The sequence below is a fragment of the Alcaligenes sp. 1735tsa3 genome, assembly GCF_024134565.1.
Taxonomy (GTDB): Bacteria; Pseudomonadota; Gammaproteobacteria; order Burkholderiales; family Burkholderiaceae_B; genus Alcaligenes; species Alcaligenes phenolicus.
This window is the reverse complement of sequence record NZ_CP099862.1, coordinates 1,199,076-1,223,778: the sequence shown is the minus strand read 5'-3', so window position 1 is coordinate 1,223,778 and position 24,703 is coordinate 1,199,076. Positions and strand designations below refer to the sequence as shown.

At 56.9% G+C, this 24,703-nt stretch carries 18 protein-coding genes and 1 tRNA gene; 7 read left to right on the top strand and 12 right to left on the bottom strand.

Features of this window, described 5'->3' with window-relative positions; genetic code table 11:
* Window positions 1-112: 112 nt before the first annotated feature.
* On the bottom strand, window positions 113-2,788 hold the full coding sequence (aceE, locus tag NIZ92_RS05550) for a pyruvate dehydrogenase (acetyl-transferring), homodimeric type (RefSeq protein WP_254002832.1): 2,676 nt from the start codon (window positions 2,786-2,788) through the stop codon (window positions 113-115).
* A gap of 177 nt (window positions 2,789-2,965) precedes the next feature.
* Here aceE and NIZ92_RS05545 point away from each other — a divergent pair, with 177 nt between their 5' ends.
* The gene (locus NIZ92_RS05545) at window positions 2,966-3,415 is read left to right on the top strand and encodes a MarR family winged helix-turn-helix transcriptional regulator (RefSeq protein ID WP_035270761.1); all 450 of its coding nucleotides are present in this window, start codon (window positions 2,966-2,968) and stop codon (window positions 3,413-3,415) included.
* A 60-nt stretch (window positions 3,416-3,475) separates the two neighbouring features.
* Complete coding sequence (locus NIZ92_RS05540; protein WP_035270762.1) at window positions 3,476-5,140, top strand: Na/Pi cotransporter family protein; 1,665 nt, start codon at window positions 3,476-3,478, stop codon at window positions 5,138-5,140.
* Between the two features lie 94 nt (window positions 5,141-5,234).
* On the opposite strand, the gene polA is transcribed toward NIZ92_RS05540, so the two are convergent.
* On the bottom strand, window positions 5,235-7,952 hold the full coding sequence (gene polA / locus NIZ92_RS05535) for a DNA polymerase I (protein ID WP_251196122.1): 2,718 nt from the start codon (window positions 7,950-7,952) through the stop codon (window positions 5,235-5,237).
* Here polA and NIZ92_RS05530 point away from each other — a divergent pair.
* From NIZ92_RS05530 to hisM, 4 genes are all read left to right on the top strand, one after another.
* Window positions 7,951-8,619 carry a TIGR00730 family Rossman fold protein gene (locus NIZ92_RS05530; protein WP_009457591.1) on the top strand — a complete coding sequence of 223 codons (669 nt, stop codon included), beginning with the start codon at window positions 7,951-7,953 and terminating at the stop codon, window positions 8,617-8,619. The two genes, polA and NIZ92_RS05530, sit on opposite strands and share 2 nt — an antisense overlap.
* A gap of 102 nt (window positions 8,620-8,721) precedes the next feature.
* Entirely contained in the window at window positions 8,722-9,516 is a 795-nt protein-coding gene (locus NIZ92_RS05525) for an ABC transporter substrate-binding protein (RefSeq protein WP_009457593.1), read from the top strand.
* Between the two features lie 16 nt (window positions 9,517-9,532).
* Entirely contained in the window at window positions 9,533-10,222 is a 690-nt protein-coding gene (locus tag NIZ92_RS05520; protein WP_009457595.1) for an ABC transporter permease, read from the top strand.
* Window positions 10,222-10,923, top strand: a complete 702-nt coding sequence (gene hisM, locus NIZ92_RS05515) for a histidine ABC transporter permease HisM (protein ID WP_022983563.1) — start codon at window positions 10,222-10,224, stop codon at window positions 10,921-10,923. Before NIZ92_RS05520 ends, hisM begins: the two co-directional genes overlap by 1 nt.
* Window positions 10,924-11,055: 132 nt before the next feature.
* On the opposite strand, the gene NIZ92_RS05510 is transcribed toward hisM, so the two are convergent.
* From NIZ92_RS05510 to scpB, 10 genes are all read right to left on the bottom strand, one after another.
* On the bottom strand, window positions 11,056-11,514 hold the full coding sequence (locus tag NIZ92_RS05510; protein ID WP_170978586.1) for a DUF1641 domain-containing protein: 459 nt from the start codon (window positions 11,512-11,514) through the stop codon (window positions 11,056-11,058).
* Between the two features lie 14 nt (window positions 11,515-11,528).
* Window positions 11,529-12,719: an FAD/NAD(P)-binding oxidoreductase gene (locus NIZ92_RS05505; protein WP_035275100.1), complete on the bottom strand. Its 1,191-nt coding sequence runs from the start codon at window positions 12,717-12,719 to the stop codon at window positions 11,529-11,531.
* 363 nt (window positions 12,720-13,082) lie between these two features.
* A complete protein-coding gene (typA, locus tag NIZ92_RS05500; protein WP_009457601.1) occupies window positions 13,083-14,900 on the bottom strand; it encodes a translational GTPase TypA in 1,818 nt (605 codons plus the stop codon).
* A gap of 3 nt (window positions 14,901-14,903) precedes the next feature.
* A complete protein-coding gene (gene truB, locus NIZ92_RS05495; RefSeq protein WP_022983561.1) occupies window positions 14,904-15,656 on the bottom strand; it encodes a tRNA pseudouridine(55) synthase TruB in 753 nt (250 codons plus the stop codon).
* A 33-nt stretch (window positions 15,657-15,689) separates the two neighbouring features.
* Window positions 15,690-16,103, bottom strand: a complete 414-nt coding sequence (gene rbfA / locus NIZ92_RS05490) for a 30S ribosome-binding factor RbfA (RefSeq protein WP_009457603.1) — start codon at window positions 16,101-16,103, stop codon at window positions 15,690-15,692.
* A gap of 3 nt (window positions 16,104-16,106) precedes the next feature.
* Complete coding sequence (infB, locus tag NIZ92_RS05485) at window positions 16,107-19,151, bottom strand: translation initiation factor IF-2 (protein ID WP_254002831.1); 3,045 nt, start codon at window positions 19,149-19,151, stop codon at window positions 16,107-16,109.
* 67 nt (window positions 19,152-19,218) lie between these two features.
* Window positions 19,219-20,703 (bottom strand): transcription termination factor NusA, encoded by a 1,485-nt coding sequence (gene nusA / locus NIZ92_RS05480; protein WP_035270771.1) that lies wholly within the window; start codon window positions 20,701-20,703, stop codon window positions 19,219-19,221.
* Window positions 20,700-21,191 carry a ribosome maturation factor RimP gene (gene rimP / locus NIZ92_RS05475; RefSeq protein WP_009457607.1) on the bottom strand — a complete coding sequence of 164 codons (492 nt, stop codon included), beginning with the start codon at window positions 21,189-21,191 and terminating at the stop codon, window positions 20,700-20,702. Before rimP ends, nusA begins: the two co-directional genes overlap by 4 nt.
* Window positions 21,192-21,514: 323 nt before the next feature.
* Window positions 21,515-23,314: a 23S rRNA pseudouridine(2605) synthase RluB gene (gene rluB / locus NIZ92_RS05470; RefSeq protein ID WP_254002830.1), complete on the bottom strand. Its 1,800-nt coding sequence runs from the start codon at window positions 23,312-23,314 to the stop codon at window positions 21,515-21,517.
* Window positions 23,315-23,349: 35 nt separating this feature from the next.
* Window positions 23,350-24,369: an SMC-Scp complex subunit ScpB gene (scpB, locus tag NIZ92_RS05465; protein WP_254002829.1), complete on the bottom strand. Its 1,020-nt coding sequence runs from the start codon at window positions 24,367-24,369 to the stop codon at window positions 23,350-23,352.
* A 72-nt stretch (window positions 24,370-24,441) separates the two neighbouring features.
* Here scpB and NIZ92_RS05460 point away from each other — a divergent pair.
* Window positions 24,442-24,518, top strand: a tRNA-Met gene (locus NIZ92_RS05460).
* Window positions 24,519-24,703 lie beyond the last annotated feature (185 nt).

Genomic DNA, 24,703 nt, shown 5'->3' with positions numbered 1-24,703 from the left:
CCAGCAAAGAGCTGACCTGACCGGGGGAGACATCAAGCCATCACACCCTTTGCTGGCTGGTGTCCCGCCGCCGGTCACCATTTGCCCAAAAAGACGACCGGACTGGCAAGACTCAAGGCTTCATGGGATTGGTCTTTTCTGGATTGATTTGATAGCGCTGCAAAGCATCGCTGACCAACGAGCGAGGCACCGAACCTTCGTCGGCCAAGGCCTTCAAGGCCGAGACCACGATGAAGTGCCGGTCCACTTCAAAGAACTCGCGCAGCGAGGCCCGTGTGTCGGAACGCCCAAAGCCGTCCGTACCCAAAACCAGCAAACGACGCTCCGGCAAAAAGGGCCGGATCTGCTCGCCCACAATCTTCATATAATCCGTGGCAACCACAATCGGGCCTGCATGCCCTTCCAGGCAAGACTGCACATAAGGGATACGCGGCTCGCTTTCCGGGTGCAAGGTGTTCCAGCGCTCCGTATCCAGGCCATCACGACGCAGTTGGTTCAGGCTGGGCGCACTCCACACATCGCTGGCCACACCAAAGTCCTCTTGCAGCAATTGTGCGGCAGCCAGCACCTCCATCAAGATAGAGCCACTGCCCATCAACTGCACACGCGGGGCCTTGGCTTTTTGCTGCGGTCCCGCCTGCAAGAGATACAGCCCTTTGATAATGCCCTGCTCCACCCCTTCCGGCATCTCGGGATGCGGGTAGTTTTCATTGAGCACGGTAATGTAATAGAACACGTCCTCCTGATCCTGATACATGCGACGAATACCATCCTGCATGATCACGGCCAGCTCATAGGAGAAGGTGGGGTCATAAGAGCAGCAGCTAGGCACCACGCTGGAGAGCACATGGCTATGACCATCATCGTGCTGCAAACCTTCGCCCATCAAGGTGGTGCGACCCGACGTTGCACCAAACAAGAAGCCTCGTGTCCGTGCATCCGCCGCAGCCCAGATAAAGTCCCCTACTCGCTGAAAACCGAACATGGAGTAGAAGATAAAGAGCGGAATCGTGGGCACACCGTGATTGCTGTAGGCCGTGCCTGCTGCAATCCAGGAGGAGATTGCCCCAGACTCATTCAGGCCTTCCTGCAAGATCTGCCCGTCCTTGGCTTCTTTGTAATAGCTCAGCTGGCCAGCATCCTGTGGCGTGTACAACTGCCCCAAGTACGAGTGAATACCAATCTGGCGGAACAGACCTTCCATACCAAAGGTGCGCGACTCATCCGGCACGATGGGCACAATCAATTTGCCCAGTACCGGGTCTTTCAACAAGGTGCTCAAAATACGTACAAAGGCCATGGTCGTGGACAGGCCACGCTCGCCCGTGCCCTTCAACTGGGCCGCAAAGCTGTCCAGCGTGGGCACCGTCAAGGCCGGAACAGAGGTTCTTCGCGATGGCACAAAGCCACCCAAGGCAGCACGACGCTGCTGCAAGTACACCGCTTCCGGGCTGCCTGGCTCGGGGCGCAGATAAGGCAGCTCTTCCAGTTGTTCATCCGTAACGGGTAGCTGGAAACGATCCCGGAAGGCACGCACGGCATCTGCGCTCATTTTCTTGAGCTGGTGATTGATGTTCTGGCCTTCACCAGCCTCGCCCATACCAAAACCCTTCACGGTTTTCACCAGAATTGCGGTCGGCCCGCCATGGCTGTTACGTGCGGCTTGGGCATACGCGGCGTAGACCTTGTCGGGATCGTGACCACCACGGGCCAGGGCCCAGATGTCGTCGTCCGACAAATCCGCTACCAGTTCCAGCAGCTCGGGATACTTACCAAAGAAATGCTCACGTACATAAGCGCCACTTTGGGACTTGAAGGTCTGATAATCCCCGTCCACGCATTCCATCATGCGTTTGCGCAGCAAGCCGGTTTTATCCTTGGCAAGCAGCTCATCCCAGCCCGCGCCCCAAATTACCTTGATGACATTCCAGCCTGCCGCACGGAAGTTCGCTTCCAGTTCCTGAATGACTTTGCTATTGCCACGCACAGGGCCGTCCAGACGTTGCAAATTGCAGTTGACCACGAAGATCAGGTTATCCAGCTTCTCACGCCCACCCACGGCAATGGCGGACAGGGACTCGGCCTGATCCATTTCCCCATCCCCCAGGAACGCCCAGACCTTGCGACCATCCATAGGCTTCAAACCACGGAAATCCAGATAGCGCATATAGCGTGCCTGATAGGCAGCCATCAAAGGCCCCAGGCCCATGGACACCGTGGGAAATTGCCAGAACTCGGGCATCAGGCGTGGATGCGGGTAAGACGACAAGCCACGACGCCCCGCCTCACGACGGAAGTTGTCCATCTGTTCATCATCCAGACGCCCTTCCACATAAGCACGGCCATAAATACCGGGGGCAGAGTGACCCTGTATATAGACCAGGTCACCATCAAAGCTTTCTGTGCGGCCCCGGAAAAAATGGTCAAAGCCCACGTCGTACAGAACGGCCGCGGACTGATAAGTAGCAATGTGTCCGCCCACATTGGAGTGCCGACCGGCACGCAGCACCATGACCATGGCGTTCCAGCGCACATAGGCATTGAGCTTGCGCTCCAGTTCCTTGTCACCGGGATACGGGGTTTGCTGATGCACCGGAATGGTATTCACATACGAGGTGGTCACGCGTGTGTACAGGTCACCGTGATGACGCGCATCGAAATCCAGCAATTGATCAATCAGATAGTGGGCACGGGGGCGTCCTACTGCCGCCGTGACCGATTCCAGGGCATCCAGCCACTCGGTCGTCTCTTGCGGGTCCACATCCGCGATCTGCAAAGCGTGATTCATAACAATCTCCAGGTGGATAGGCCGGATCCGCCACGCGACGTCCTCACGGCCTGAACAAGACGCAGGGCAGGACAGACCCTCACCCATACGATTGCAATTGCAACTACTTTATGAGCGCATCTTATCCGCGTATAATTGCATTTGCAACTAAAAAATAAATTCCTGGGGGAAAGAACGATGAGTCGCTCCGACACTGATCTGTGGTTTTCCTTTGTGCGCGCGCACCGCAGCATCCTGAAAGAAATCGAACGCAGACTGGCTGCCGAAAAGTTGCCACCCTATGCCTGGTACGACGTGTTGTGGGGACTGGAAAGCGGGCCGGAGGGAACCCGTCGCATGCATGAACTGGCCGATCGACTGGTCATAGAACGCTATAACCTGACGCGACTGATCGACCGGCTGGAAGCCCAGGGGCTGGTCCAGCGCAGTCGTTCCTCGGAAGATGGCCGGGCCGCCTTTGCCAGCATCACGGATGAAGGCCGGGCCTTGCGCAAACAGATGTGGCAGATCTACCAAAGCGCTGTGCAGGAACTGTTTCTGTCGGCCTTTTCCGATCAGGAACAAACGCAGTTTGCACACGGGCTGGATCAGGCTGCCCGACAAGCGCGGCAATCTTCCAACACCTAGATGTGTCTAACTGATACCTGAGGCTCACGCTTGTAAGAGGCGCTGGGCTATTATTTAGCAATGAAAGAAATCTTCGCACTTCTCGATTTCGGGGGTTATATCGCCTTGCTCCTGTGGGGTATCCACATGGTGCAAAGCGGTGTGCAACGCGCCTTCGGTGCCGAACTGGGCATCTGGATGGGTCATGCCCTGGGGCGTCCCCGCCGTGCTTTTGTTGCCGGAGCGGCCATTACGGCCGCCATCCAAAGCAGTACCGCCACCGGGCTGATGATTACCAGCTTTGCCGCCACTGGCATGGTCGCCCTGGTTCCGGCCCTGGCCGCCATGCTGGGCGCCAATGTGGGTACGACGCTGATCGTGCAACTGCTGTCCTTCAAAATGACCGCGCTGGCCCCGGCCCTGATTCTTCTGGGCGTCTGGCTGTTCCGCTCGCAGGAGCCTGGACGCCGTCGTGACCTGGGTCGCGTCTTTATTGGTCTGGGCCTCTTGCTGCTGTCCCTGCATGAACTGGTGGGCTTGTTCTCCCCCATTCAGGACGCCCCCCTGCTGCAAACCATTCTGGAAGCGCTGGCAGGCAGTCCCATGACGGGCATGCTGCTGGCCGCTTTGCTGACCTGGGCCGCACACTCCAGTGTGGCCATTGTGGTGCTGATCATCTCGCTGGCCAGTCACCAGCATATGGACCCGCAACTGACCTACGCATTGGTGCTGGGTGCCAATGTGGGTACCGCTATCAACCCGATTCTGGAAGGGGCTGGCGGCTCCAAGGACCCAGCCAACAAACGTCTGCCCATCGGCAACTTGGGCACACGTGTGTTTGGTTGTCTGGTCGGCATGATTTTGCTGCCCTGGATTCCGGATTTGATGAGCTGGTTCACCAATGACCCAGCCCGTGCTGTGGCCAACTTCCATACCTTCTTCAACCTGGCCGTGGCAGCCTTGTTCCTGCCTTTACTCAAACCCTATTCGCGTCTGCTGAGCCGTTATCTGCCCCGCCGCACCGACCCGGATGATCCCGGCCTGCCCTTGTATCTGGACCAGTCCGCTCAGGAAGTGCCTGCCGTGGCCTTGGGCAATGCAGCGCGTGAGGCGTTGCGTCTGTCCGATATGTTGCAGGAAATCCTGGATACGGCCCGTCAGAACATGCTGAACAATAGCGCCCAAAGCATTAACCATGCGCGCTATATCAGTAATGCCGTCAACCGTCTGGAGCCGCTGATCACCACCTATCTGGCCAGTATGGACCAGGAAAACCTCAGCAAGAAAGATACCCGTCGTCTGAACGATATTCTGACGTTCTCCACCAATATCTCGCACGCCGCCACGATCAGCGTCAATGGCTTGCTCAGCCACACGGCCAAGCTGCGTAAACAAGGCTGGATACTGCAATCGGAAGAACAGGCCGAAATCGGCAAAGTCATGGACAGGCTGATTCGCAACCAGCGTCAGGCAGCAGCCCTGTTTGTGGCCGAAGATGTAAAAACCGCCCGCTTCCTGGCCTTTGAAAAAGACTTCTTCCGCGAACTGGAAGTGGCGGCGGGAGACCGTCATATTCGCAAGATCAAGGCCGGACAGCTGGATTCCGCCGAGCAGGGCTCCTTGTACCTGGAGATTTTGCGCGACGTGCGTACCATCAACTCCTATCTGGTCAGCGCCGCCGCCTATCCGATTCTGGCCAAGCACGACGAGTTGCTGCCCAACCGAGTACGCTCCAACGAGGAATAAACAGACTGCAGCCAGGCGGTGAAAACAAGCCGCTCTGCTACTTAAAAAAAAGGCGACCATCAGGTCGCCTTTTCCTTTAGCTTGCCAGGAAGCCTTAGTGAGCCTGTTCCCAGTTATCACCCACGCCGACTTCAGCCACCAGCGGCACATCCAGCTTGGCTACATTGCACATCAGGCCCGGCAGGTTTTCACGCAGGACATCCAGCTCGTCTTCGGGCACATCGAATACCAGCTCGTCATGTACCTGCATCACCATCTGCGTGCGCAGCTTTTTTTCTTCAAGCCAGCGCTGCACAGCCACCATGGCCATCTTGATCAGGTCGGCCGACGTGCCCTGCATCGGCGCGTTAATGGCGGCACGCTCTGCACCGGCCATGCGTGGCCCTTTCGCGCCCTTCAGTTCAGGTAGCCACAGACGGCGACCGAACACGGTTTCCACATAACCCTGCTCATGCGCCTGCGCTTTGATGCGCGTCATGTAGCTGGCCACGCCAGGATAGCGGGCGAAGTAGCGATCAATATAGGCACGGGCTGCATCACGAGTAATGCCCAGATTGCTGGCCAGACCAAATTCACCCATGCCGTAGATCAGACCAAAGTTGATCGCCTTGGCCGCACGACGCTGGTCCGAGCTGACGTCCTTGGCATCCACACCGAAGATCTCGGCAGCGGTTGCCGTGTGCACGTCCCCACCCTGCTCAAACACCTGCTGCAGATTCTCGTCGCCCGATACATGGGCCATGACACGCAATTCGATCTGGGAATAGTCAGCCGACACCACTTTGCCCAGTTCAGACACGAAAGCGGCGCGAACACGGCGGCCTTCTGCGGTACGCACTGGAATGTTCTGCAAGTTGGGATCGGAGGAAGCCAGACGTCCGGTAATGACGGCAGCCTGTGCGTAACGAGTATGCACACGGCCACTGTCCGGGTTCACCATTTTGGGCAGTTTGTCCGTATAGGTGGACTTGAGCTTGGCCAGGCCACGATATTCCAGCAGTACCTGGGGCAAGGGGTAATCCTGAGCCAAACGGGTCAGCACATCCTCATCGGTAGAGGGAGCACCGCTGGCGGTTTTACGAACCACCGGAATACCCAGCTTGCCGAACAGAATCTCGCCCACTTGCTTGGGGGAGTTCATATTGAAAGGTTGGTCGGCCAGCTCGTAAGCCTTGTTTTCTAGTTCCAGCATTTTCTGGCCCAGCTCGTGGCTTTGGCGCGCCAGAGTAGGCACATCAATCTTGACGCCATTGCGCTCCACAATGGTCAGCACGTCCGACGCCTGCACTTCCAGCAAATAGATACGCTCCAGCCCCTCTTCCTTGGCTACTTGAGGGCGCAGGCACTGATGCAGACGCAAGGTGTAATCCGCGTCTTCACAAGCGTATTGCGAGGCCACGGGAATATCCACCTCGTCAAAGCCGATCTGCTTGGCACCCTTGCCGCAAATATCCTCGTAAGAGGCGCCTTTCAGACCCAGCCATTGCAAGGCCAGCTCTTCCATGCCGACACGCTTGTGCGATTGCAGAACATAAGCCTGCAACATGGTGTCCTCGCGAATACCGCGCAGGCTGACTTTTTCATTCAGCAGGACATGGGTATCGTATTTGGCGTTATGCAGGACCTTGGCCGCCTCTGCGCTTTCCAACCAGGGGCGCAGCGTTTCCAGCACATAGTCTTTATCCAGCTGTTCTACATCCAGCGAGCCACGATGAGCCACCGGCACATAAAAAGCCTGCCCCGCCTTGACCGACACCGACAAGCCCACCAGACGCGCCATCAAGGGGTCCAGGGAGGTGGTTTCGGTATCCAAGGCCACCAGCTCGGCCTTTTCCAGCAGGCTTAGCAGGGTCTGTAGTTGTTCTTTCGTCGTGACGGTCTGGTAATCCAGCTCGGCAGGCGCAGCAGGTGTTTCAGCCTCGACACGGGCATCCTGGGCAGGAACGCGCTTGGGATCATCCGTCAATTCACGCAACCAGGTGCGGAAACCGAAGGTCTCGTAGATATCCTGCAACACGGCGTTATCGCGGGGCTCTGGCTCCAGCGCCTCGAAATCCCCGGTAAACCCAGGCACTTCGCAATCAAGTTTGACGGTGACCAGTTTGCGCGTCATTTCAAAGTTGGAGCTGAAGTCGCGCAGATTCTGGCCGGCCACCCCCTTGATTTTGTCGGCATGCTGCAACAGTTCATCCAGACTGCCATATTCGCCCAACCACTTGGCAGCCGTCTTGGGCCCCACCTTGGGAACGCCGGGAATATTGTCCGAGGTGTCGCCAATCAGCATCAAATAATCGATAATCTGATCTGGGCGTACCCCATACTTGCTGGTAACGCCTTCTACATCCAGCTTCTCGTTACTCATGGTGTTGACCAGCTGCACATGCTCATTGACCAGTTGGGCCAGGTCCTTGTCCCCGGTAGACACCACGGTCTCGATGCCATTTTCTGCCGCCAGACGGGAAAGCGTGCCGATGATATCGTCGGCCTCTACGCCAGGCTGACAAATCAGATGCCAGCCCATGGCGCGTACCGCTTTATGAATAGGCTCTATTTGCACCGCCATATCTTCGGGCATGGAGGGCCGGTTAGCCTTGTATTGATCGTACAGATCGTCCCGGAATGTGCGGCCTTTGGCATCAAATACGCATACCATATAGTCCGCTTGATAATCCTGTAGCAGACGGCGCAGCATATTGATGACCCCGTACAAGGCGCCTGTGGGCTGGCCTTGCGCGTTTCGCAGATCGGGCATCGCATGGTACGCTCGGTACAGATAGCTGGAACCATCAACGAGCAACAAGGTTTTTTTCATGTCTAACAATAAAATCGTCCGTTTACCGGCCTCTGAGCAGATTCCTACCATCATGAAGGAGCTGCAAACTGCGGTCGATACATTAAAAGAAATGGGTGCTGGCGTTAGTGTTTTCGGCAGCGCACGCATCAAACCCGGTCATCCTTACTACGAACTGGCCCAGGAACTGGGCCGTCGTCTGGCCGAAGCGGGCGTCACCCTGATTGCTGGCGGTGGCCCTGGCCTGATGGAAGCCGCCAATAAAGGCGCGTACGAAGCAGGCGGGCAAAGTATTGGCCTGAATATACGCTTGCCTCACGAAACCACCAACAACCCTTACCAGACACAAAGTCTGCAGTTCGAGTACTTCTACTCGCGCAAGGCCACCTTTTTCATGCACAGCTGGGCCTACATTGCCCTGCCTGGCGGTTTCGGTACCCTGGACGAGCTGTTTGAAGTCATGACCCTGGTTCAAACAGGCAAAGTCCCACCCGCACCCATTGTACTGATCGGCACTTCCTTTTGGTCCGGCCTGATCGAATGGATTGGTGACCAATTGATGGAGATGGGCCTGATTGGTCCGAAAGACCTGAATTTGCTGGTCCTGACCGACGATCTGGACGAGGTCATGGGCTACATCAACCAGTGCTGCGTACTGCCTAGGGCGGAACCCGCATTGCCCCAGTAAGGCGTACGGGTTAAATTTGCAGTCTTTCTTCGGCCCTCCATCAGCAGGGCCGAATTTGTATTGAATGCCACAAGCTAGTCGATATTTGCCGGAGTCCTCCACATGAACAAAATGCTTGCCCGCCTCCTGATGGTGGCTTTTTGCAGTGCCTTGGTGCCCGCTGCTGCCCATGCAGCCGGGCCGTCCGAAATCCGTTTTGCCACTGAGGCGGGTTATCCCCCCTTCGAGTTTCTGGACCCCAGTGGCGAGCTGCAAGGCTTTGACATCGACATCGGCAACGAAATCTGTAAGCGCCTGCAAGCCAAGTGCGTGTGGATCGATCAGTCCTTTGACAGCTTGATCCCCGGCCTGCAAGCGCGCAAATTCGATCTGGCCAACTCCACCATGACCGCCACCGAGGCACGCGCCAAGGTGATCGACTTTAGCGAGCCCATGTATATCGTGCCGGTTCGCCTGGCCGCCCGCAAAGGCAGCGGTCTGGAGCCCACCGCCGAATCCCTGAAAGGCAAGCGTGTCGGTGTGCAGCAAGGCACCACCATGGAAACCTATGCGCGCCAGAACTGGGCCAACAACGGTGTCACCATCGTGGCTTACCCCAGCTACACCGACGCCTTCAATGACCTGGCCGGTGGCCGCGTGGACGCCACCTTCCAGGAAGCCCAGAACGCCGTTGAAGGCTTTTTGACCAAGCCTGCCGGTGCCGACTTTGAGCTGACTGGCAGCACCGTGGACGACAGCCCCATCCTGAACGAGCCTATCGCCATGGGTATTCGCAAGGGCAACAAGAAACTCAAGAAAACCGTTGATGAAGTTCTGCGTGAAATGAAGGCCGATGGCACCATGCAGACCTTTGCCGACAAATACTTCCAAAAAGAAAACATTCGCATCGCGCCCTGACCTGGATACCTGAACCATGTTGCTTTACGGTTATGGGCCGCAGTTGCTGGTCGGCACCTGGGAAACCATCAAACTGGCAGTGCTCTCGCTGCTGGTTTCCCTGGTGCTGGGTCTGGTCGCTGCCCTGATGAAACTGTCCCGCACCTCGCTGCTGCGATGGGTGGGCGGTTTGTATACCACCTTGATCCGGGGCGTCCCGGATCTGGTGCTTTTGATGTTGTTCTTTTTCAGCTTGCAAATCTGGCTGAACGAACTGACTGACTGGCTGGAATGGGACATGATCGAGATCGATCCCTTCGGAGCCGGTGTGGTCACGCTGGGCTTTATTTATGGTGCTTACTTTGCCGAAACCTTCCGTGGCGCCCTGATGGCTATCCCCAAGGGCCAAATGGAAGCGGGCAAAGCCTGTGGCTGGAGCGCCTGGCAAGTTCTGCATCGCATCCAGATTCCTCAAATGATGCGCTACGCCCTGCCCGGACTGGGCAATAACTGGCAAATCCTGCTCAAATCCACCGCGCTGGTGTCCCTGATCGGCCTGAGCGATGTGGTCAAGATTGCGCAAAATGCCGGTAACGCGACCTTCAACTCCTTCCTCTTTGTGGGCATCACTGCCCTGATCTATCTGGGCCTGACCGCCGTCAGCAATATTGGACTGGGCTACCTGGAACGACGCTACAACATTGGCGTGAAAGGAGCACAGTTCTAATGGATGTTCTGAACGAATTCTGGCGCGCCTATCTGTACCAAAGCAATGGTCAGCTCTCGGGTCTGGCCATGACACTTTGGCTGCTGGTGATCTCGGTTGCCATCGGCTTTTTCCTGTCGATTTTCATGGCCATTGGCCGTGTCTCGGGCAAGGCCTGGCTATCGCGTCCTATCGGTGCCTTCACCTACTTTTTCCGTGGCACCCCCTTGTACGTGCAGATCCTGCTGATCTACACCGCCATGTACAAGCTGGCCATCGTCAAATCCGTACCTGCACTGGAAGCCTTCTTCATGAGCGGCTTCAATTGCATGATTCTGGCACTGACCTTGAACACTGTTGGCTACACCACCGAGATTTTTGCCGGAGCCATCCGCTCCATGCCTCCCGGTGAAGTCGAGTCGGCCCGTGCGTATGGCATGTCCGGCTGGACCTTGTACCGCCGCGTGATTCTGCCGCAAGCCCTGCGCCGTGTGCTGCCTGCTTACAGCAATGAAGTGGTGCTGATGCTGCATGCCACCTCGCTGGCCTTTACAGCCACCGTCCCGGATCTGCTCAAGATTGCTCGTGACGCCAATGCGGCCACCTATCAAACCTTCACCTCCTACGGGATTGCTGCACTGATTTACCTGTGCGTGTCCTTCATTCTGGTGGGCATTTTCCGTATCGTGGAAAAGCGCCAAATGGCATTTTTGAATCACTGAACGCTGAGGTGCTGAGGTGCTGAGGTGCTGAGGTGCTGAGGTGCTGAGGTGCTGAGGTGCTGAGGTGCCGAACAAGAAAAAAGGGCCGCTTTCACAAGCCGCCCTTTTTTCTTTAGCGATACAGCGGCCGTGTCAATCCCCCGTGTGATCCAGGTCCTGATAACGCATCTGGCGCCCCATCACACCGGCCATCATCAAAAAGAAAGTCAGGCCGCGACGCACTTCCGGCTCCTTGGCCAGTCGTATCAGGCCCATCAGGGTCGGTGTGGTCTCCGTGGCCCGCACCTGATCCGAAGCCATACGTGCCGCATTTCCAACCGACCAGGCGGCCCCTATGCCCTCCTCAAAGCCCTTCATAAGCTTTTCGAGCATATAGTCGTCCGTCATATCCACCAGATCGGCCAGCAGGGACACCGCATCCACCACCCGATTAAGGCGACCACCGGCCAGCAAAGGTTCGATCTTGCCGATCAGTTCATCCAGGCCCTTGATGCCCGGATCCTCTCCAAGCAGGCTTTCCAGGGCGGAAGGGGACTTCTGAGCAGCGCCCGCATCACCGGGATTCAAGGATTTATCCGATACCGAATTCATCTGTCTCTCCTGAATTAGACCAAGCCACGGGCCACGGCCCAGTAAATACCCCGGTTAAAACCCTTGCGCAGCAGTCCACCCAGTTTGGTGGGCGGCGTGGGATGCACATCCTCCTTGTAGTCGTACCAGAGCGGCATACCGCCCTCCAGACCCATTTGGGCTACCGCCACCACCCGGCCATCGTATTCGTCGCTGGTGCGCCCAAATCGCAACTCTGAGGCCAGGTTGTTGACCACTACGGGCGATTGGTTATGGCAGGAGCCGCCCGCTTTACTGATAGGCAGGTCCACCGTGTCACCCAGCACGTATACATTGTCCAGCCCCAGCACCTTCATGGTTTGGTGATCGGTGGGGACCCAGCCTTCGTTGTCGGCGGCTTGAGAAATCCCCGAGTCACGTACAGCAGGCACCGCCGTAATGGGAGGAGTCGCCATCAGGAGGTCGAACGGCTCTTCTGCGCCTTCTTCGGAATAGGCAATCTTGCGTTCAGGGTCCACACGGCTCAGGGTGAAACCGCGTTGATGCTTGATGTCACGATCCTCAAAAATGGGAGGCAAGACCTGACAAACCTCGTTCTGCATGAACAGGCAGTTACGCAAAAGCTGGGAGGTCGTGGGATAGGTATAAGCAATCTCTACCTTGTCGCGTACACCACGACGACGCAGGTACTCGTCCAGCATCAAGGTTGTTTCTACCGGTGCAATACCGCACTGGTGAGGGACGTTATGAGTTTTGGGGAAGGTGACCGTTACCAATACGCGGCCTTTTTCCAGCTTGCTCAGGCGGTCAGCCAGTTGACGCGCAGGAGCATGCTGATAGAAGTGGTCACCGCCCTCTTTCAAACCTTCAATTTTTTCCGGAGAGGGCACGCAGCCCGTAGACAGCACCAGGTAGTCGTAATCAATCTTCTTGCCACTGGCGCAGTGCAGGCGGCTGGCCTTGAAGTCAAAACCACTGACTTCCTCTAGCTGAAAATCAATTTCGGGGCGCAAAAGTGAAATTTGCGGACGTCGCAACTCGTCCCGAAAAAAAGCATCAAAAGCCACGTACATAAAAGCGGGCTTGTAATAATGCCAGGGAGAGTTGGACAGCATGGTAATGCGGACTTTACCAGAGCGAATTTCCGGGTATAGCTTGGTCACTAAATGATTGGCGGTCATCGTACCGCCAATACCACCACCTACAATCACAATATGCTGCACCATCAGTATTCTCCTTAATGGGGGAAACTGCGCACCGGCTCTTGCAATGAAAAAATCTTTTCAAAAACAAGAAGATGCCCAGCTACAACTGAGACTTTGCAAAGCGAGCTTGGTAATGTGTCCAGCCAGTTTGTATCAGGCAGGTATTAAGCAGAGATTAAAGCAACCCATCAGACTCAATAAGCCACTTAATCAATTTTATTTATCCCACACCCTTTCTTGAATTTAAAAATCAAGCTGGGGTGCTTATGCATACACCCCAGCTTTTTAATACCGCGTTCTAAATCCGGCTGACGCCAACCATAGTAAGACAAAAAAAACGCCTGCATCAAGCAGGCGTTTTCTCGTATCGCTAAACCCGAAAAATTAACTTTCGCGTTGGCTGCGACGGCGCTCGTGTTCTTTCAGGTAACGCTTGCGCAGGCGAATGGACTTGGGAGTCACTTCAACCAGCTCGTCGTCATCCAGGAAGTCCACGGCGTATTCAAGAGTCAGACGAATAGGTGGAACCAGATCAATATGCTCGTCCTTGCCGGAAGCACGCACGTTGGTCAGTTTCTTTTCCTTGATGGGGTTAACCACCAGGTCGTTGTCGCGGCTGTGAATACCGATGATCATGCCTTCGTACAGAGCATCACCCGGGGACACGAACATGCGACCACGATCCTGCAGCTTCCACAAGGCGTAGGCCACGGCATCACCGTCGTCCTGGCTGATCAGCACGCCGTTACGACGCTCGCCAACCGTGCCTTCGCGCATGGGGCGGAACTCGTCAAAGGTGTGGCTCATCAAGCCGGTACCGCGTGTCAGCGTCATGAACTCGCCCTGGAAACCGATCAGGCCACGGGCGGGAATACGGTACTCCAGACGTGTACGACCACGGCCATCGGCAACCATATCCTGCAAGTCACCGCGACGGCGACCCAGTTCTTCCATCACGCCACCTTGGTGGCCGTCTTCGACGTCCACGGTCAGCTGCTCGTAGGGCTCCATCTTGACGCCGTTCTCTTCACGAATCAGCACGCGTGGACGCGACACGGCCATTTCATAGCCTTCACGACGCATGTTTTCGATCAGAATGGTCAAGTGCAACTCACCGCGACCGCACACTTCAAATACGGTGTCGTCGTCGGTTTCGTTAACACGCAAAGCCACGTTGGACTTCAATTCACGGTCCAGACGGTCACGCAACTGACGGCTGGTCACGAACTTGCCTTCACGACCGGCCAGAGGCGAGGTGTTCACCATGAAGTTCATGGTCAGCGTAGGCTCGTCAATGCGCAGCAAAGGCAGAGCTTCCTGGTGAGCAGGATCGGTCACCGTGCAACCAATGCCCAGCTCTTCAATACCGTTGATCAGCACGATGTCGCCGGCTTCAGCTTCATCTACCGATACACGCTCCAGGCCCTTGAACTTCAGAACCTGATTGATACGGCCTTTGATGACTTCGCCATCAGGACCAAATTTCACGACCACGTCCTGGGCAGCGCGCACGCGGCCACGGTTCACACGGCCTACACCGATCTTGCCCACGTAGGAGCTGTAGTCCAGCGAACAGATCTGCAACTGCAACGGTGCGTTGACGTCGTCCTCACGCTGAGGCACATGCTCCAGGATAGCGTCGAACAAAGGACGCATATCGCCTTCACGCACGTCTTCGGTCAAACCGGCGTAGCCCGACAGACCCGATGCGTAAATGATGGGGAAATCCAGCTGTTCGTCGGTCGCGCCCAGTTTGTCGAACAAGTCGAACGTGGCGTTGATCGCGAAGTCAGGACGGGCGCCGGGACGGTCAACCTTGTTGACCACCACAATCGGACGCAGACCCAGTTCCAGAGCTTTGCGAGTCACAAAGCGGGTTTGAGGCATGGGGCCTTCAACCGCATCCACCAGCAACAACACGCCGTCAACCATGGACAGCACGCGTTCGACCTCACCACCAAAGTCAGCGTGACCGGGGGTGTCGATAATGTTGATGTGGGTGCCTTCGTATTCAACGGCACAGTTCTTCGCCAGAATGGTAATACCGCGTTCTTTCTCGATATCGCCCGAGTCCATGACACGTTCGGAGATATGTTCGTTGTCACGGAACGTACCTGCCTGTCTCAACAATTGATCGACCAGGGTGGTCTTCCCGTGGTCAACGTGGGCAATAATGGCCACATTGCGCAATGCGCGTCTCATAACTCATCCTTCTGATTGAAGTTTTTTGGGCAAAATCTCGGTAGGCAAGCTCTCGATGGCCAGCAAGGCCGACATCGGGTCTTCCATCGCCTGCAACCCGTCCAGGGTGTAGGCGTCGTCGATATGAAAAGGTCCTAATTCTGTCCGGCGCAAGGCCGTCAGATGGGCAAAACACCCCAGAGCACGTCCAATGTCTTGCGCCAGGGTCCGGATATAGGTTCCCTTGCTGCAACGTACAAACAAACGCGCCGATTGCGGCGTAAAGTCTTGCACCTGCAAATCGTGAATCACGAGATGTCGTGCCTCACGTTCCAGCTCTATACCCTGACGGGCATATTCATACAGGGGCTTGCCATCGCGCTTGAGCGCGGAATACATGGGCGGCACCTGGGTAATGGGTCCTCGGAAAGCAGGTAGAACTGCCTCCAGCGCCTCGAGGGTGACACCGGCAAAATCTGCCGGAGCCTGGGACACCACATTGCCGGTCAAGTCACCTGAATCGGTTTCCTGCCCAAACTGCAAGGTAGCTTCATAGGCTTTGTCTGCTTCCAGCATCGTGGCGGAAATCTTGGTAGCCCGGCCAAAACAGCAAACCAGCAGGCCCGTTGCAAACGGGTCCAGGGTTCCAGTATGGCCAGCTTTGCGGGCATCCAGAGTGCGGCGGGCACGCTGCAAAGCGTGGTTGCTGGACATTCCGTCGGACTTGTCCAGTAGCAGCACACCATCAATCAACTGCCCGCGTTTTCGCGTAGCCATCGTGTGTCAATCCGTGAAGAAACAACAGCCGCGTCAGGGCTGTTCGTCTGGCTCGTCCGATTTGGAAGCAGAGCCAGTCAATTCGCTATCGGCCTGGTTGGCGCTGTCGATGAGCTTGGAGAGCTCCATGCCGCGTTCCAACTGTCGGTCGTGATGAAAATGCAGAGTAGGAACCGTGTGGATGTGCAGCAGCTTGAACAGCAGCGAATGCAACCAACCGGCCTTCTCGGTCAAAGCCGCCTGAGCGACTTCGGGCTCGGCGCCCAGCACCGAGTAATACACTTTGGCGTGTGCGTAGTCTGGAGACAGCTCCACGCCGGTCAAGGTAATCAGACCAGCGCGGGTCATGTCGATCTCGCGCTGGATCAGAACCGCCAGATCCTTCTGAATCTGGTCGGCCAGGCGCAGGTTGCGCCCTGGGTTTGGTTTGGACTTGTGTCGTGCCATAAATTACAGTGTCCGGGCGATCTCTTTGATCTCGAAGATCTCAAGCTGGTCGCCCACTTGGATGTCGTTGTTGCCACGCAGCGTGATACCGCAATCGAAGCCGGAACGCACTTCCTTGACGTCGTCCTTGAAGCGGCGCAGGGAATCCAGGTAGCCACTCCAGTGCACGACGTTGTTGCGCAGCAAGCGAACTTGCGAATCGCGACGGACCACGCCTTCGGTAACCATACAACCGGCGATATTGCCAATACGCGACACGTTGTAGACTTCGCGGATTTCAACCATACCGATGACTTCTTCGCGCTGCTCGGGAGCCAGCATGCCGGACAGGGCTGCTTTGACCTCGTCAACTGCATCGTAAATGATGTTGTAGTAACGCAGATCAATGCCGTTGGCTTCAGCCAGTTTCTTGGCGCTTTGCTCGGCACGGACGTTAAAGCCGATCACTACCGCGTTGGAGGCAATCGCCAGGTTGACGTCGCTCTCGGAAATACCACCCACGGCGGCGTGTACAACCACCACACGCACTTCGTCGGTAGACAGCTTGACCAGCGACTGTACCAGCGCTTCTTGCGAGCCCTGAACGTCGGTCTTGATGATGAGCGACAGGGTTTGCATGCCTTCGCCCAGGTTGTCGAACATGGACTCCAGCTTGGCGGCCTGTTGACGCGACAGTTTCACATCACGGAACTTGCCTTGACGGAACAGCGCGATCTCACGAGCTTTACGTTCGTCAGCCATCACAACCAGTTCATCACCCGCAGCGGGCACTTCAGTCAGACCCTGGATTTCTACAGGAATCGACGGACCAGCCGAATTCAGCGACTTGCCGGTTTCGTTCAGCATGGCGCGAACGCGACCGAAGGAGGCGCCAACCAGCACGCTGTCACCACGGTTCAAGGTACCGCTTTGAACCAGGATGGTGGCCACAGGACCGCGGCCCTTGTCCAGACGGGCTTCAATAACCGTACCCTTGGCAGGTGCGTCAACCGGAGCTTTCAACTCCAGCATTTCGGCCTGCAGCAGCACGTTTTCCAGCAATTCGTCGATGCCCTGGCCGGTTTTGGCCGACACAGGAATAAAGGGCACATCGCCACCGTATTCTTCAGGCACCACTTCTTCGGCTACCAGTTCCTGCTTGACGCGCTCTGGATTAGCTTCAGGTTTATCAATCTTGTTGATCGCCACCACCAGCGGCACGCCAGCGGCGCGAGCGTGGTGAATGGCTTCACGGGTCTGGGGCATCACACCGTCATCGGAGGCCACCACCAGAATCACCACGTCAGTGGCTTTGGTACCGCGAGCACGCATGGCCGTAAAGGCTTCGTGACCGGGGGTGTCCAGGAACGTGGCCGTGCCACGTTCTGTCTTGACGTTGTACGCACCGATGTGCTGTGTAATACCACCGGCCTCGCCCGAGGCGATCTTGGCACGACGGATGTAGTCCAGCAGCGAAGTCTTACCGTGGTCAACGTGACCCATGACAGTTACCACTGGAGCACGGGGCTTCAGTTCGGCGTCGTTCTGAGCATCGGTATCGACCAGGAAGGCTTCAGGATCGTCCAGCTTGGCAGCAATCGCCTTGTGACCCAGCTCTTCGACCAGAATCATGGCTGTTTCCTGATCCAGAACCTGGTTGATGGTAACCATCTGACCCAGCTTCATCAGGTGCTTGATCACCTCGGCAGCCTTGACGGCCATCCGGTGAGCCAGATCGCTGACCGAAATGGTTTCCGGCACGTGTACTTCACGGGCAATGAATTCTGCCACTTGTGGTTCACGGCGCTCGGCCTGAGCGTTGCGGCCACCACGACCACCCTTGCCACGACCTGCCTTGGCATTGGCTTTCCAGCCTTCACGACCACCACCGGCACCGGCGGAAGCCACATCAGCTTTGGAAGGCTGCTTCTTGCGGCTGGCATCGCTGGTCCAGCCAGGGGTGCTGTCAGTCTTGACGGGTTTGCCCGGGGCCTTCTCGGTCTTGGAGCCTTTGGCGTCTTTCTTCTGAGCGCCCTTGGCACCTGCCTTGCTATCAGCCTCTGGCTCGGGAGCACGCAAGACCTTACGAGGACGGTTCAACATATCGCGCAACGCAGCGGCTTCGGCCTCTGCGGCCTTACGGGCGCGATCACGATCCTGGTCTTGCTCCACATCGGCGGCAACAGGAGGAATCACCGGGCCACGCACTGCACGGCGCTGACCAGTAGCGGCCATATCCCGAGGTTTTCCAGTCGAAGTGGGCGTTTTAGTCCCTTGAGGGTGCTGATTTTTATTCACAGAGTTAGCTTGACGGGCGTCGTTTACAGATTTAGTAGGTTCCACGGGCTTTTCTTGGGCCGTAGGAGAGGGAGCCGATTCGGCCTTTTCCTGAACAGGCGCTGCCGCGGCTTCGGATGGCTCCGTTGCAGCAGGTGCTTGTTCCTGAGGCTGAGGCTCGGGTTTCTTTGTATCTTCCTGAGCAGCCTCAACGGGCTGTGCAGGAGCAGCAGGTTCGGGCGCAGGCTCGGCAACAGGAGTCGGCTCGGGAGCAGCGACCACTTCGGGCTCAGGCTCTGGCTTGGGCTCGACAGGGGCTTGCTCTTTCACAGGAGCTTCAGGAGTTGCTGCCACAGGATCTACGGGCTTGCTGACAGGCGCGGCAGGCGCCTGTTCAACAGCTTGCTTTTCCTGACTGACCGCCTGGGCCTGAGCAGCTTGCTCCTTTGCATTTTCCTGTGCCAATGCCGCATTGGCTTCTGCCACCAGCTCGGAGGGATCACGCTTTACAAACACGCGTTTTTTGCGTGTTTCCACCTGAATCGTGCGGGAGCGACCCGATCCGTCATCCTGACGGATCTCCGATGTTTGACGGCGAGTCAGGGTGATCTTGTTGCCTTCCTGACTGCCGTGCGAGCGGCGCAACGATTCAAGCAGCTTCGCCTTATCCGAATCAGTGATGGCGTCATCAACTGATTTGAGCTCAATACCTGCGCTACGCAACTGCTCCAGCAGAACATTCGCAGGCATTTTCAGTTCTTGAGCGAACTGGGCGACAGTGTTACTCGACATTCGACTCTCTCTTGCTTTACTACAACTATTCTTAATGAATACAACGCGCGGGACCTAGCTAGACATATCAGGCCTCGTCGTCAAACCAGTGGGCACGGGCACGCATGATCAGTTCGCTGGCCGCATCTTGCGCCAGGCCGGTCATCTCGGACAGTTCGTCCGTTGCCAGTTCCGCCAGTTCATCCAGCGTTGTAATCTCGTTTTCGGCCAGTACGGCGATCAGCTCAGGCGTCATGCCCTCGACTCCTGCCAATTCCTTGACCGCGGTCTGTACCAATTCTTCCTTGGCGATGGCCTCGCTCAGCAGCGCATTGCGGGCGCGGGCACGCAGCTCGTTGACGGTTTCTTCGTCAAAGGCTTCGATGTCCTGCAATTCCTGCATAGGCACATAAGCGATTTCTTCCAGACCGGTAAACCCTTCGTCGATCAGAATATCGGCCACGGCTTCGTCCACATCCAGACGGGACATGAAGGTAGCGCGCAATTCTTCGCGCTCTTCGTCCTGACGGTTGCGGCTTTCTTCCGGTGTCATGATGTTGATCTGCCAGCCCGTCAATTCCGATGCCAGACGCACGTTCTGACCACGCGAACCAATCGCCTTGGGCAGGTTTTCTTCGTCTACCACCACATCCATGGCGTGCTTGTCTTCGTCCACCAGAATGGATTCGACGTGCGCCGGTGCCAGAGCACCGATCACGAATTCGGCCGGATCATCGGCCCACAACACGATATCGACCTGCTCGCCGCCCAGCTCGTTACGCACCGCAGTAACGCGCGAACCTCGCATGCCCACACAAGTACCGATAGGATCGATACGCTTGTCGTAAGCAATAACAGCGATCTTGGCGCGCACACCCGCATCACGGGCAGCGGCCTTGATTTCCAGCAGGCCCTGTTCGATCTCGGGTACTTCGTTCTCGAACAGTTCTTTAATGAATTCAGGTGCTGTACGCGACAAGATGACCTGCTGGCCACGTGCTGCGTAGTCCACCTTCTGTACCCAGGCACGGACACGGTCGCCCACGCGGATATTTTCCTTGGGGATCATTTCCGAACGAGGCAAACGTGCTTCAATCTTGCCCATTTCGATAATGGCATCGCCCTTGTCCATGCGCTTGACCGTACCGGAAACGATGGTCTCACCACGCTCCAGAAAGTCGTTGAGCACTTGCTCACGCTCGGCATCACGGATTTTTTGCAGGATGGCCTGCTTGGCAGCCTGGGCACCGATACGGCCAAACTCGATAGGCTCGAGTGGCTCTTCGATGTAATCGTCCACTTGCAGCTCGGGATCGATCTCCTGGGCGTCCGACAGCATCTCCTGCTTGTCGGGCTCTTGCAGACCGGCCTCGTCGGGCACGACCAGCCAGCGCCGGAAGCCTTCGTGGGCGCCGGTTTCCCTGTCGATTTCCACACGGATATCGACATCTTCCTTGAAGCGCTTTTTCATGGCCGAGGCCAAGGCGCTCTCGAGCGCGGTGAACACGACATCACGCGCTACGGATTTTTCACGCGCCAGCGCATCGACCAGCAATAGAATTTCGCGACTCATCGCTTCTTACCCTTGAAATCAAGAACGGGATCCAATTTGGCACGATCCACCTGGTCATAGGTGAATTCGACCTGCGTCAGCTTGCCCGATGCTTCGTCCAGTTCCAGCCTAAAAACGGTATCCAGCGGAACACTAGCCGGTAGCGCCCCTTCAGGAGCGTGGAGCGTACCCACAAACACTTTCCGATTGTCGAGCGCCTCGTGCAGGCGCACCTGCACCCGACTGCCCGCAAAGCGCACGTAATCGCCAATACGCAACAAGGGGCGATCTATCCCCGGCGAGGCCACTTCCATGCGCTTGTAATCCACGTTTTCCACTTCGAAAACGCGTGATAATTGTTTAGACACCCATTCACAGTGTTCGATACGCACCCCTTCCGGGTGATCGATGACGATGCGTAACAAGCCTAGCGGCGCACGCTCCACGTCCACCAGTTCGTACTCGGTACCCGCCAGGGTCTCTTGTGCCAAAGCTAGAATGTCTGCCATAAAATCCAAAAAAAATGGGCTGTACGCCAGCCCATGGTCACCATGCACGCTTGAGAATCAAGCGGGCCCTGGTCTTGCGCATTGCCAACGTCAAATCGGGATAGTTGCAGGCGCAACCGAACCGGATGATCCACGCGGTCTCTGCCTTGAAAGACCGCCCTATTCGCTGGCGCGCAGCATCAAAAAAGACCCAGCCGACACAAACGTCTCTGAGCCAAGTTCTATATTCTACCAGAAAACCGGAAAATACGTGCATTCACACGGCCTTACAGGCCCAAACCGCAGGGTTCGGGCCACAAACTCAAAGTCCGTGCGTCCTGGCTTTACCGGCGCCCGCGTCCCAGGTGGGATTCATGGGCCGCCGAGCTGGCTGGTTGCCAGTCATCATCACGACGGCTGACACGGCGCACCACCGTTGTTTTCTTCACATGAGCCTTGGGCGTTTGCCCGGCTCCGGCACGATCGGACGCGCCGCGACGGGCCGAAGGCGCACGTCCTTCCTGAGCACCGCGAGCGTGACCACCACGGGCCTGATCACCACGCCCCTGCTCACCGCGCGCCTGGTCGCCACGCACTGGACGGCGGCCATTGTGCACACGTGCACCTTCCTGCGAACGCCCCTCGCGACTGCGACCTTCATGCGCGCGTCCTTCCGAAGAACGCCCTTCCGCCGAACGACCGCGTTGCTGGCCACCACGGACACCCTGACCGCTACGTGGAGCACCACGCCCTTGACCACCGTGTTCACGACGACCACCATCAGGATGGCCATTGGCCAGACCACCGCTAATGAACAAGGCACCGCTGACGGATTCGTTTACACGCACATTATTTGAGGAGCGACCGCGACCTGCCACACGACCACCACGCCCCATGCGAGCACCACTCAGACCGTTGTGCTCCAGCGTACCGAAACCGGGAGGCAAAGCGCTGTCGTGGGACAGAGGTTGACGTTCGCGACGCTGGTGGGTGCCTTCGTCATCCGACTCTTTCACCAGCCCCAGGCGCAGCATGAATGCCATCACCACATCAGCATCCAATTCTTCCCAACGGCCACGGCGCAGATTTTTAGGCAGACCCACATCCCCAAAACGAGTGCGAATCAGACGGCTGACCGTCACACCCATCGCTTCAAACATACGGCGCACTTCACGGTTACGGCCTTCATGAATAGTGACGCGATACCAACGGTTGCTGCCTTCGCCACCCAAAAATTCGATCATGCCGAACTTGGCCACACCGTCTTCCAACTGCACGCCATCGCGCATGGATTGCATTTGCTCTTCGCTCAGCTCACCCAGAACACGTACAGCGTATTCACGCTCGGCACCGTAGCGCGGATGCATCATGCGGTTGGCAATATCACCCGATGTCGTGAAGATCAGCAAACCCTCGGTATTCAAATCCAGTCGACCGACCGACAACCACTTGCCCACTTTCAGGGAAGGCAGGCGACCAAACACGGTGGCACGGCCTTCGGGATCGTCGTGCGTGACAATTTCGCCAGCCGGCTTGTGATACAGAATCACGCGCGGAGGACGCTTGGTGTTCGCACGATTGATCAATTGACCATTGATACGCACCTTGTCATCGGTACTGACACGTTGACCGATATGGGCAGGTTCGCCATTCACTGAGACACGACCTGCAACGATCAGCTCTTCCATGTCGCGGCGCGAACCGATACCGGCTTCAGCCAGCACCTTGTGCAATTTAGGCTGCACCAAGTCGCTGCCCATGTACTTACCCAGGCGCTGCGACAAACGACTTTGTTTGTCCAGATGGCTGAATGCGATGTCATCATCACCATCCAGAATCACAACCGGAGCGTCGTCAGCAGGGTTGGAGTAACGAGCGGCCTGGGTGTTGCCTGGTCGCTTGTTGGCGCCACTGCGTGTATCTGGACGACGACCAGCAGCCGCAGGTTTGCGTCGATTGTTTTGTGGGCGAGCTGGGCGGGCCTTGGCCTCACCAGGAGCGGCCGCCTGGACCTCTTCATTCTGGCGGGGAGCCGACTCTTGCGTGGCATCGCCACGACGGCGGCGAAACGGCGTGCGCAGCTTGCGCCCCTGGCCCTTCGCGCGGGGATTCTTGGGGTCGGCCGCGCTAGAGGCGTCCGACATGGAGGCTGTGTTCGTCTCGTGCGAATCAGTCATTTTTAATCATTTACTCCAGAGTTTTTTATTTCGTCCGGTACCTGTATATCCGATAGGCCAGCCGCAGCCTGGGCCTCATCCACGGGGTCCGGTGTCGTATTCACTTCAGCTTGTTCGGTTTGTGGCAGCTCCGCTTCTGAAACTGCCTCAAGCAAATCGTCCTGACTGCCTGGCTCGAAATCCGGTTCGGACTCCAGCTCAAGCTGAGCAACAGAGGCCTGTAGCGGCTCCATGCCCACTTCCAAAGCAGCGTCTTGCTCTGCTTCTAGTTCTATTTCTTGCCCTGCTTCGGAACCAGTTTGCTGCCCTGCCACAGATGCAGACTCTTGCTCTGCACCCTGCTCTGCCGCTTGCTCCTGGCTCTGATCCTGATGATCCCCACCCTGCTGTTGATCTTGCTGTTGATCCTGTTGCTGATCCCGTTCTTGATCCAATTCTTTGTTCTGCTCCTGATCAGCCGACGCAGCTGCTTGCCCGTTTGGCAAGGAAGCCAAGGCATCCAGGGAGTCCAGAGTTTCAACCGAAGGCAACTCATCCAAAGAGCGCAGACCCAGATCATTCAGAAACTGACGGGTCGTTCCCAGCAATGCCGGGCGTCCAGGCGCATCACGATAGCCCAGCACTTCAATCCAGCCCCGATCCTCCAGGGTACGCACAATTTGAGTCGATACGCTCACACCACGTATGTCCTCAATATCCCCACGGGTAACAGGTTGCCGCCAAGCAATAATCGCCAAGGTTTCCAGCACGGCCCGCGAATACTTGGGCGCGCGCTCCAGACTAAGACGGGACAAAAACACTTGCATGGCCGGGCGACTTTGAAAGCGCCAACCCGAGGCAACCTGAACCAATTCCAGGCCACGCTCTTTCCAATCCAATTGCAAGATAGCCAGATAACGGCGCAGATCATCCGCGCTCAACGGCGGGGAGACAAACATTTTGCGCAACTCGGCGCTGTTCATGGGCTGCTGTGCACACAGCAAAGCCGTCTCCAGGACTCGGATTATTTCACTTTCAGTCACTGCTGGGAAGCCTCACTTTCTGGCGATACTTGCATAAAGCAAAAATTCCATGTTAGTATTTATCTTTTCCGGCGCGGGGTGGAGCAGCATGGTAGCTCGTCGGGCTCATAACCCGAAGGTCGTAGGTTCAAATCCTGCCCCCGCAACCATCACCCGGAACTGCTTAGCAGAATCAAACAAGCCAGCCAATTTGTGCTGGCTTTTTTGTTGTCCGCTGTTTTGATCTGCAATCTTGCGCGCGGCGCAGCCCACAGCCAGAACACGCAGGCCAGCCATCAGCAATGTGGCAACAACCCCAGCCCAAACAAAGGCCACCACAGCAGCCGCAGCACGC

Bases quoted from the DNA above. Each gene is read 5' to 3' on its own strand.
- infB (WP_254002831.1), bottom strand. From the start codon at position 19,151: ATGTCGAGTAACACTGTCGCCCAGTTCGCTCAAGAACTGAAAATGCCT.
- rluB (WP_254002830.1), bottom strand. From the start codon at position 23,314: ATGTCGGACGCCTCTAGCGCGGCCGACCCCAAGAATCCCCGCGCGAAG.
- polA (WP_251196122.1), bottom strand. From the start codon at position 7,952: ATGAAAAAAACCTTGTTGCTCGTTGATGGTTCCAGCTATCTGTACCGA.
- NIZ92_RS05530 (WP_009457591.1), top strand. From the start codon at position 7,951: ATGTCTAACAATAAAATCGTCCGTTTACCGGCCTCTGAGCAGATTCCT.
- truB (WP_022983561.1), bottom strand. From the start codon at position 15,656: ATGGCTACGCGAAAACGCGGGCAGTTGATTGATGGTGTGCTGCTACTG.
- NIZ92_RS05525 (WP_009457593.1), top strand. From the start codon at position 8,722: ATGAACAAAATGCTTGCCCGCCTCCTGATGGTGGCTTTTTGCAGTGCC.
- NIZ92_RS05505 (WP_035275100.1), bottom strand. From the start codon at position 12,719: ATGGTGCAGCATATTGTGATTGTAGGTGGTGGTATTGGCGGTACGATG.
- hisM (WP_022983563.1), top strand. From the start codon at position 10,222: ATGGATGTTCTGAACGAATTCTGGCGCGCCTATCTGTACCAAAGCAAT.
- aceE (WP_254002832.1), bottom strand. From the start codon at position 2,788: ATGAATCACGCTTTGCAGATCGCGGATGTGGACCCGCAAGAGACGACC.
- NIZ92_RS05520 (WP_009457595.1), top strand. From the start codon at position 9,533: ATGTTGCTTTACGGTTATGGGCCGCAGTTGCTGGTCGGCACCTGGGAA.
- rbfA (WP_009457603.1), bottom strand. From the start codon at position 16,103: ATGGCACGACACAAGTCCAAACCAAACCCAGGGCGCAACCTGCGCCTG.
- NIZ92_RS05510 (WP_170978586.1), bottom strand. From the start codon at position 11,514: ATGAATTCGGTATCGGATAAATCCTTGAATCCCGGTGATGCGGGCGCT.
- typA (WP_009457601.1), bottom strand. From the start codon at position 14,900: ATGAGACGCGCATTGCGCAATGTGGCCATTATTGCCCACGTTGACCAC.
- nusA (WP_035270771.1), bottom strand. From the start codon at position 20,703: ATGAGTCGCGAAATTCTATTGCTGGTCGATGCGCTGGCGCGTGAAAAA.
- NIZ92_RS05545 (WP_035270761.1), top strand. From the start codon at position 2,966: ATGAGTCGCTCCGACACTGATCTGTGGTTTTCCTTTGTGCGCGCGCAC.
- NIZ92_RS05540 (WP_035270762.1), top strand. From the start codon at position 3,476: ATGAAAGAAATCTTCGCACTTCTCGATTTCGGGGGTTATATCGCCTTG.
- rimP (WP_009457607.1), bottom strand. From the start codon at position 21,191: ATGGCAGACATTCTAGCTTTGGCACAAGAGACCCTGGCGGGTACCGAG.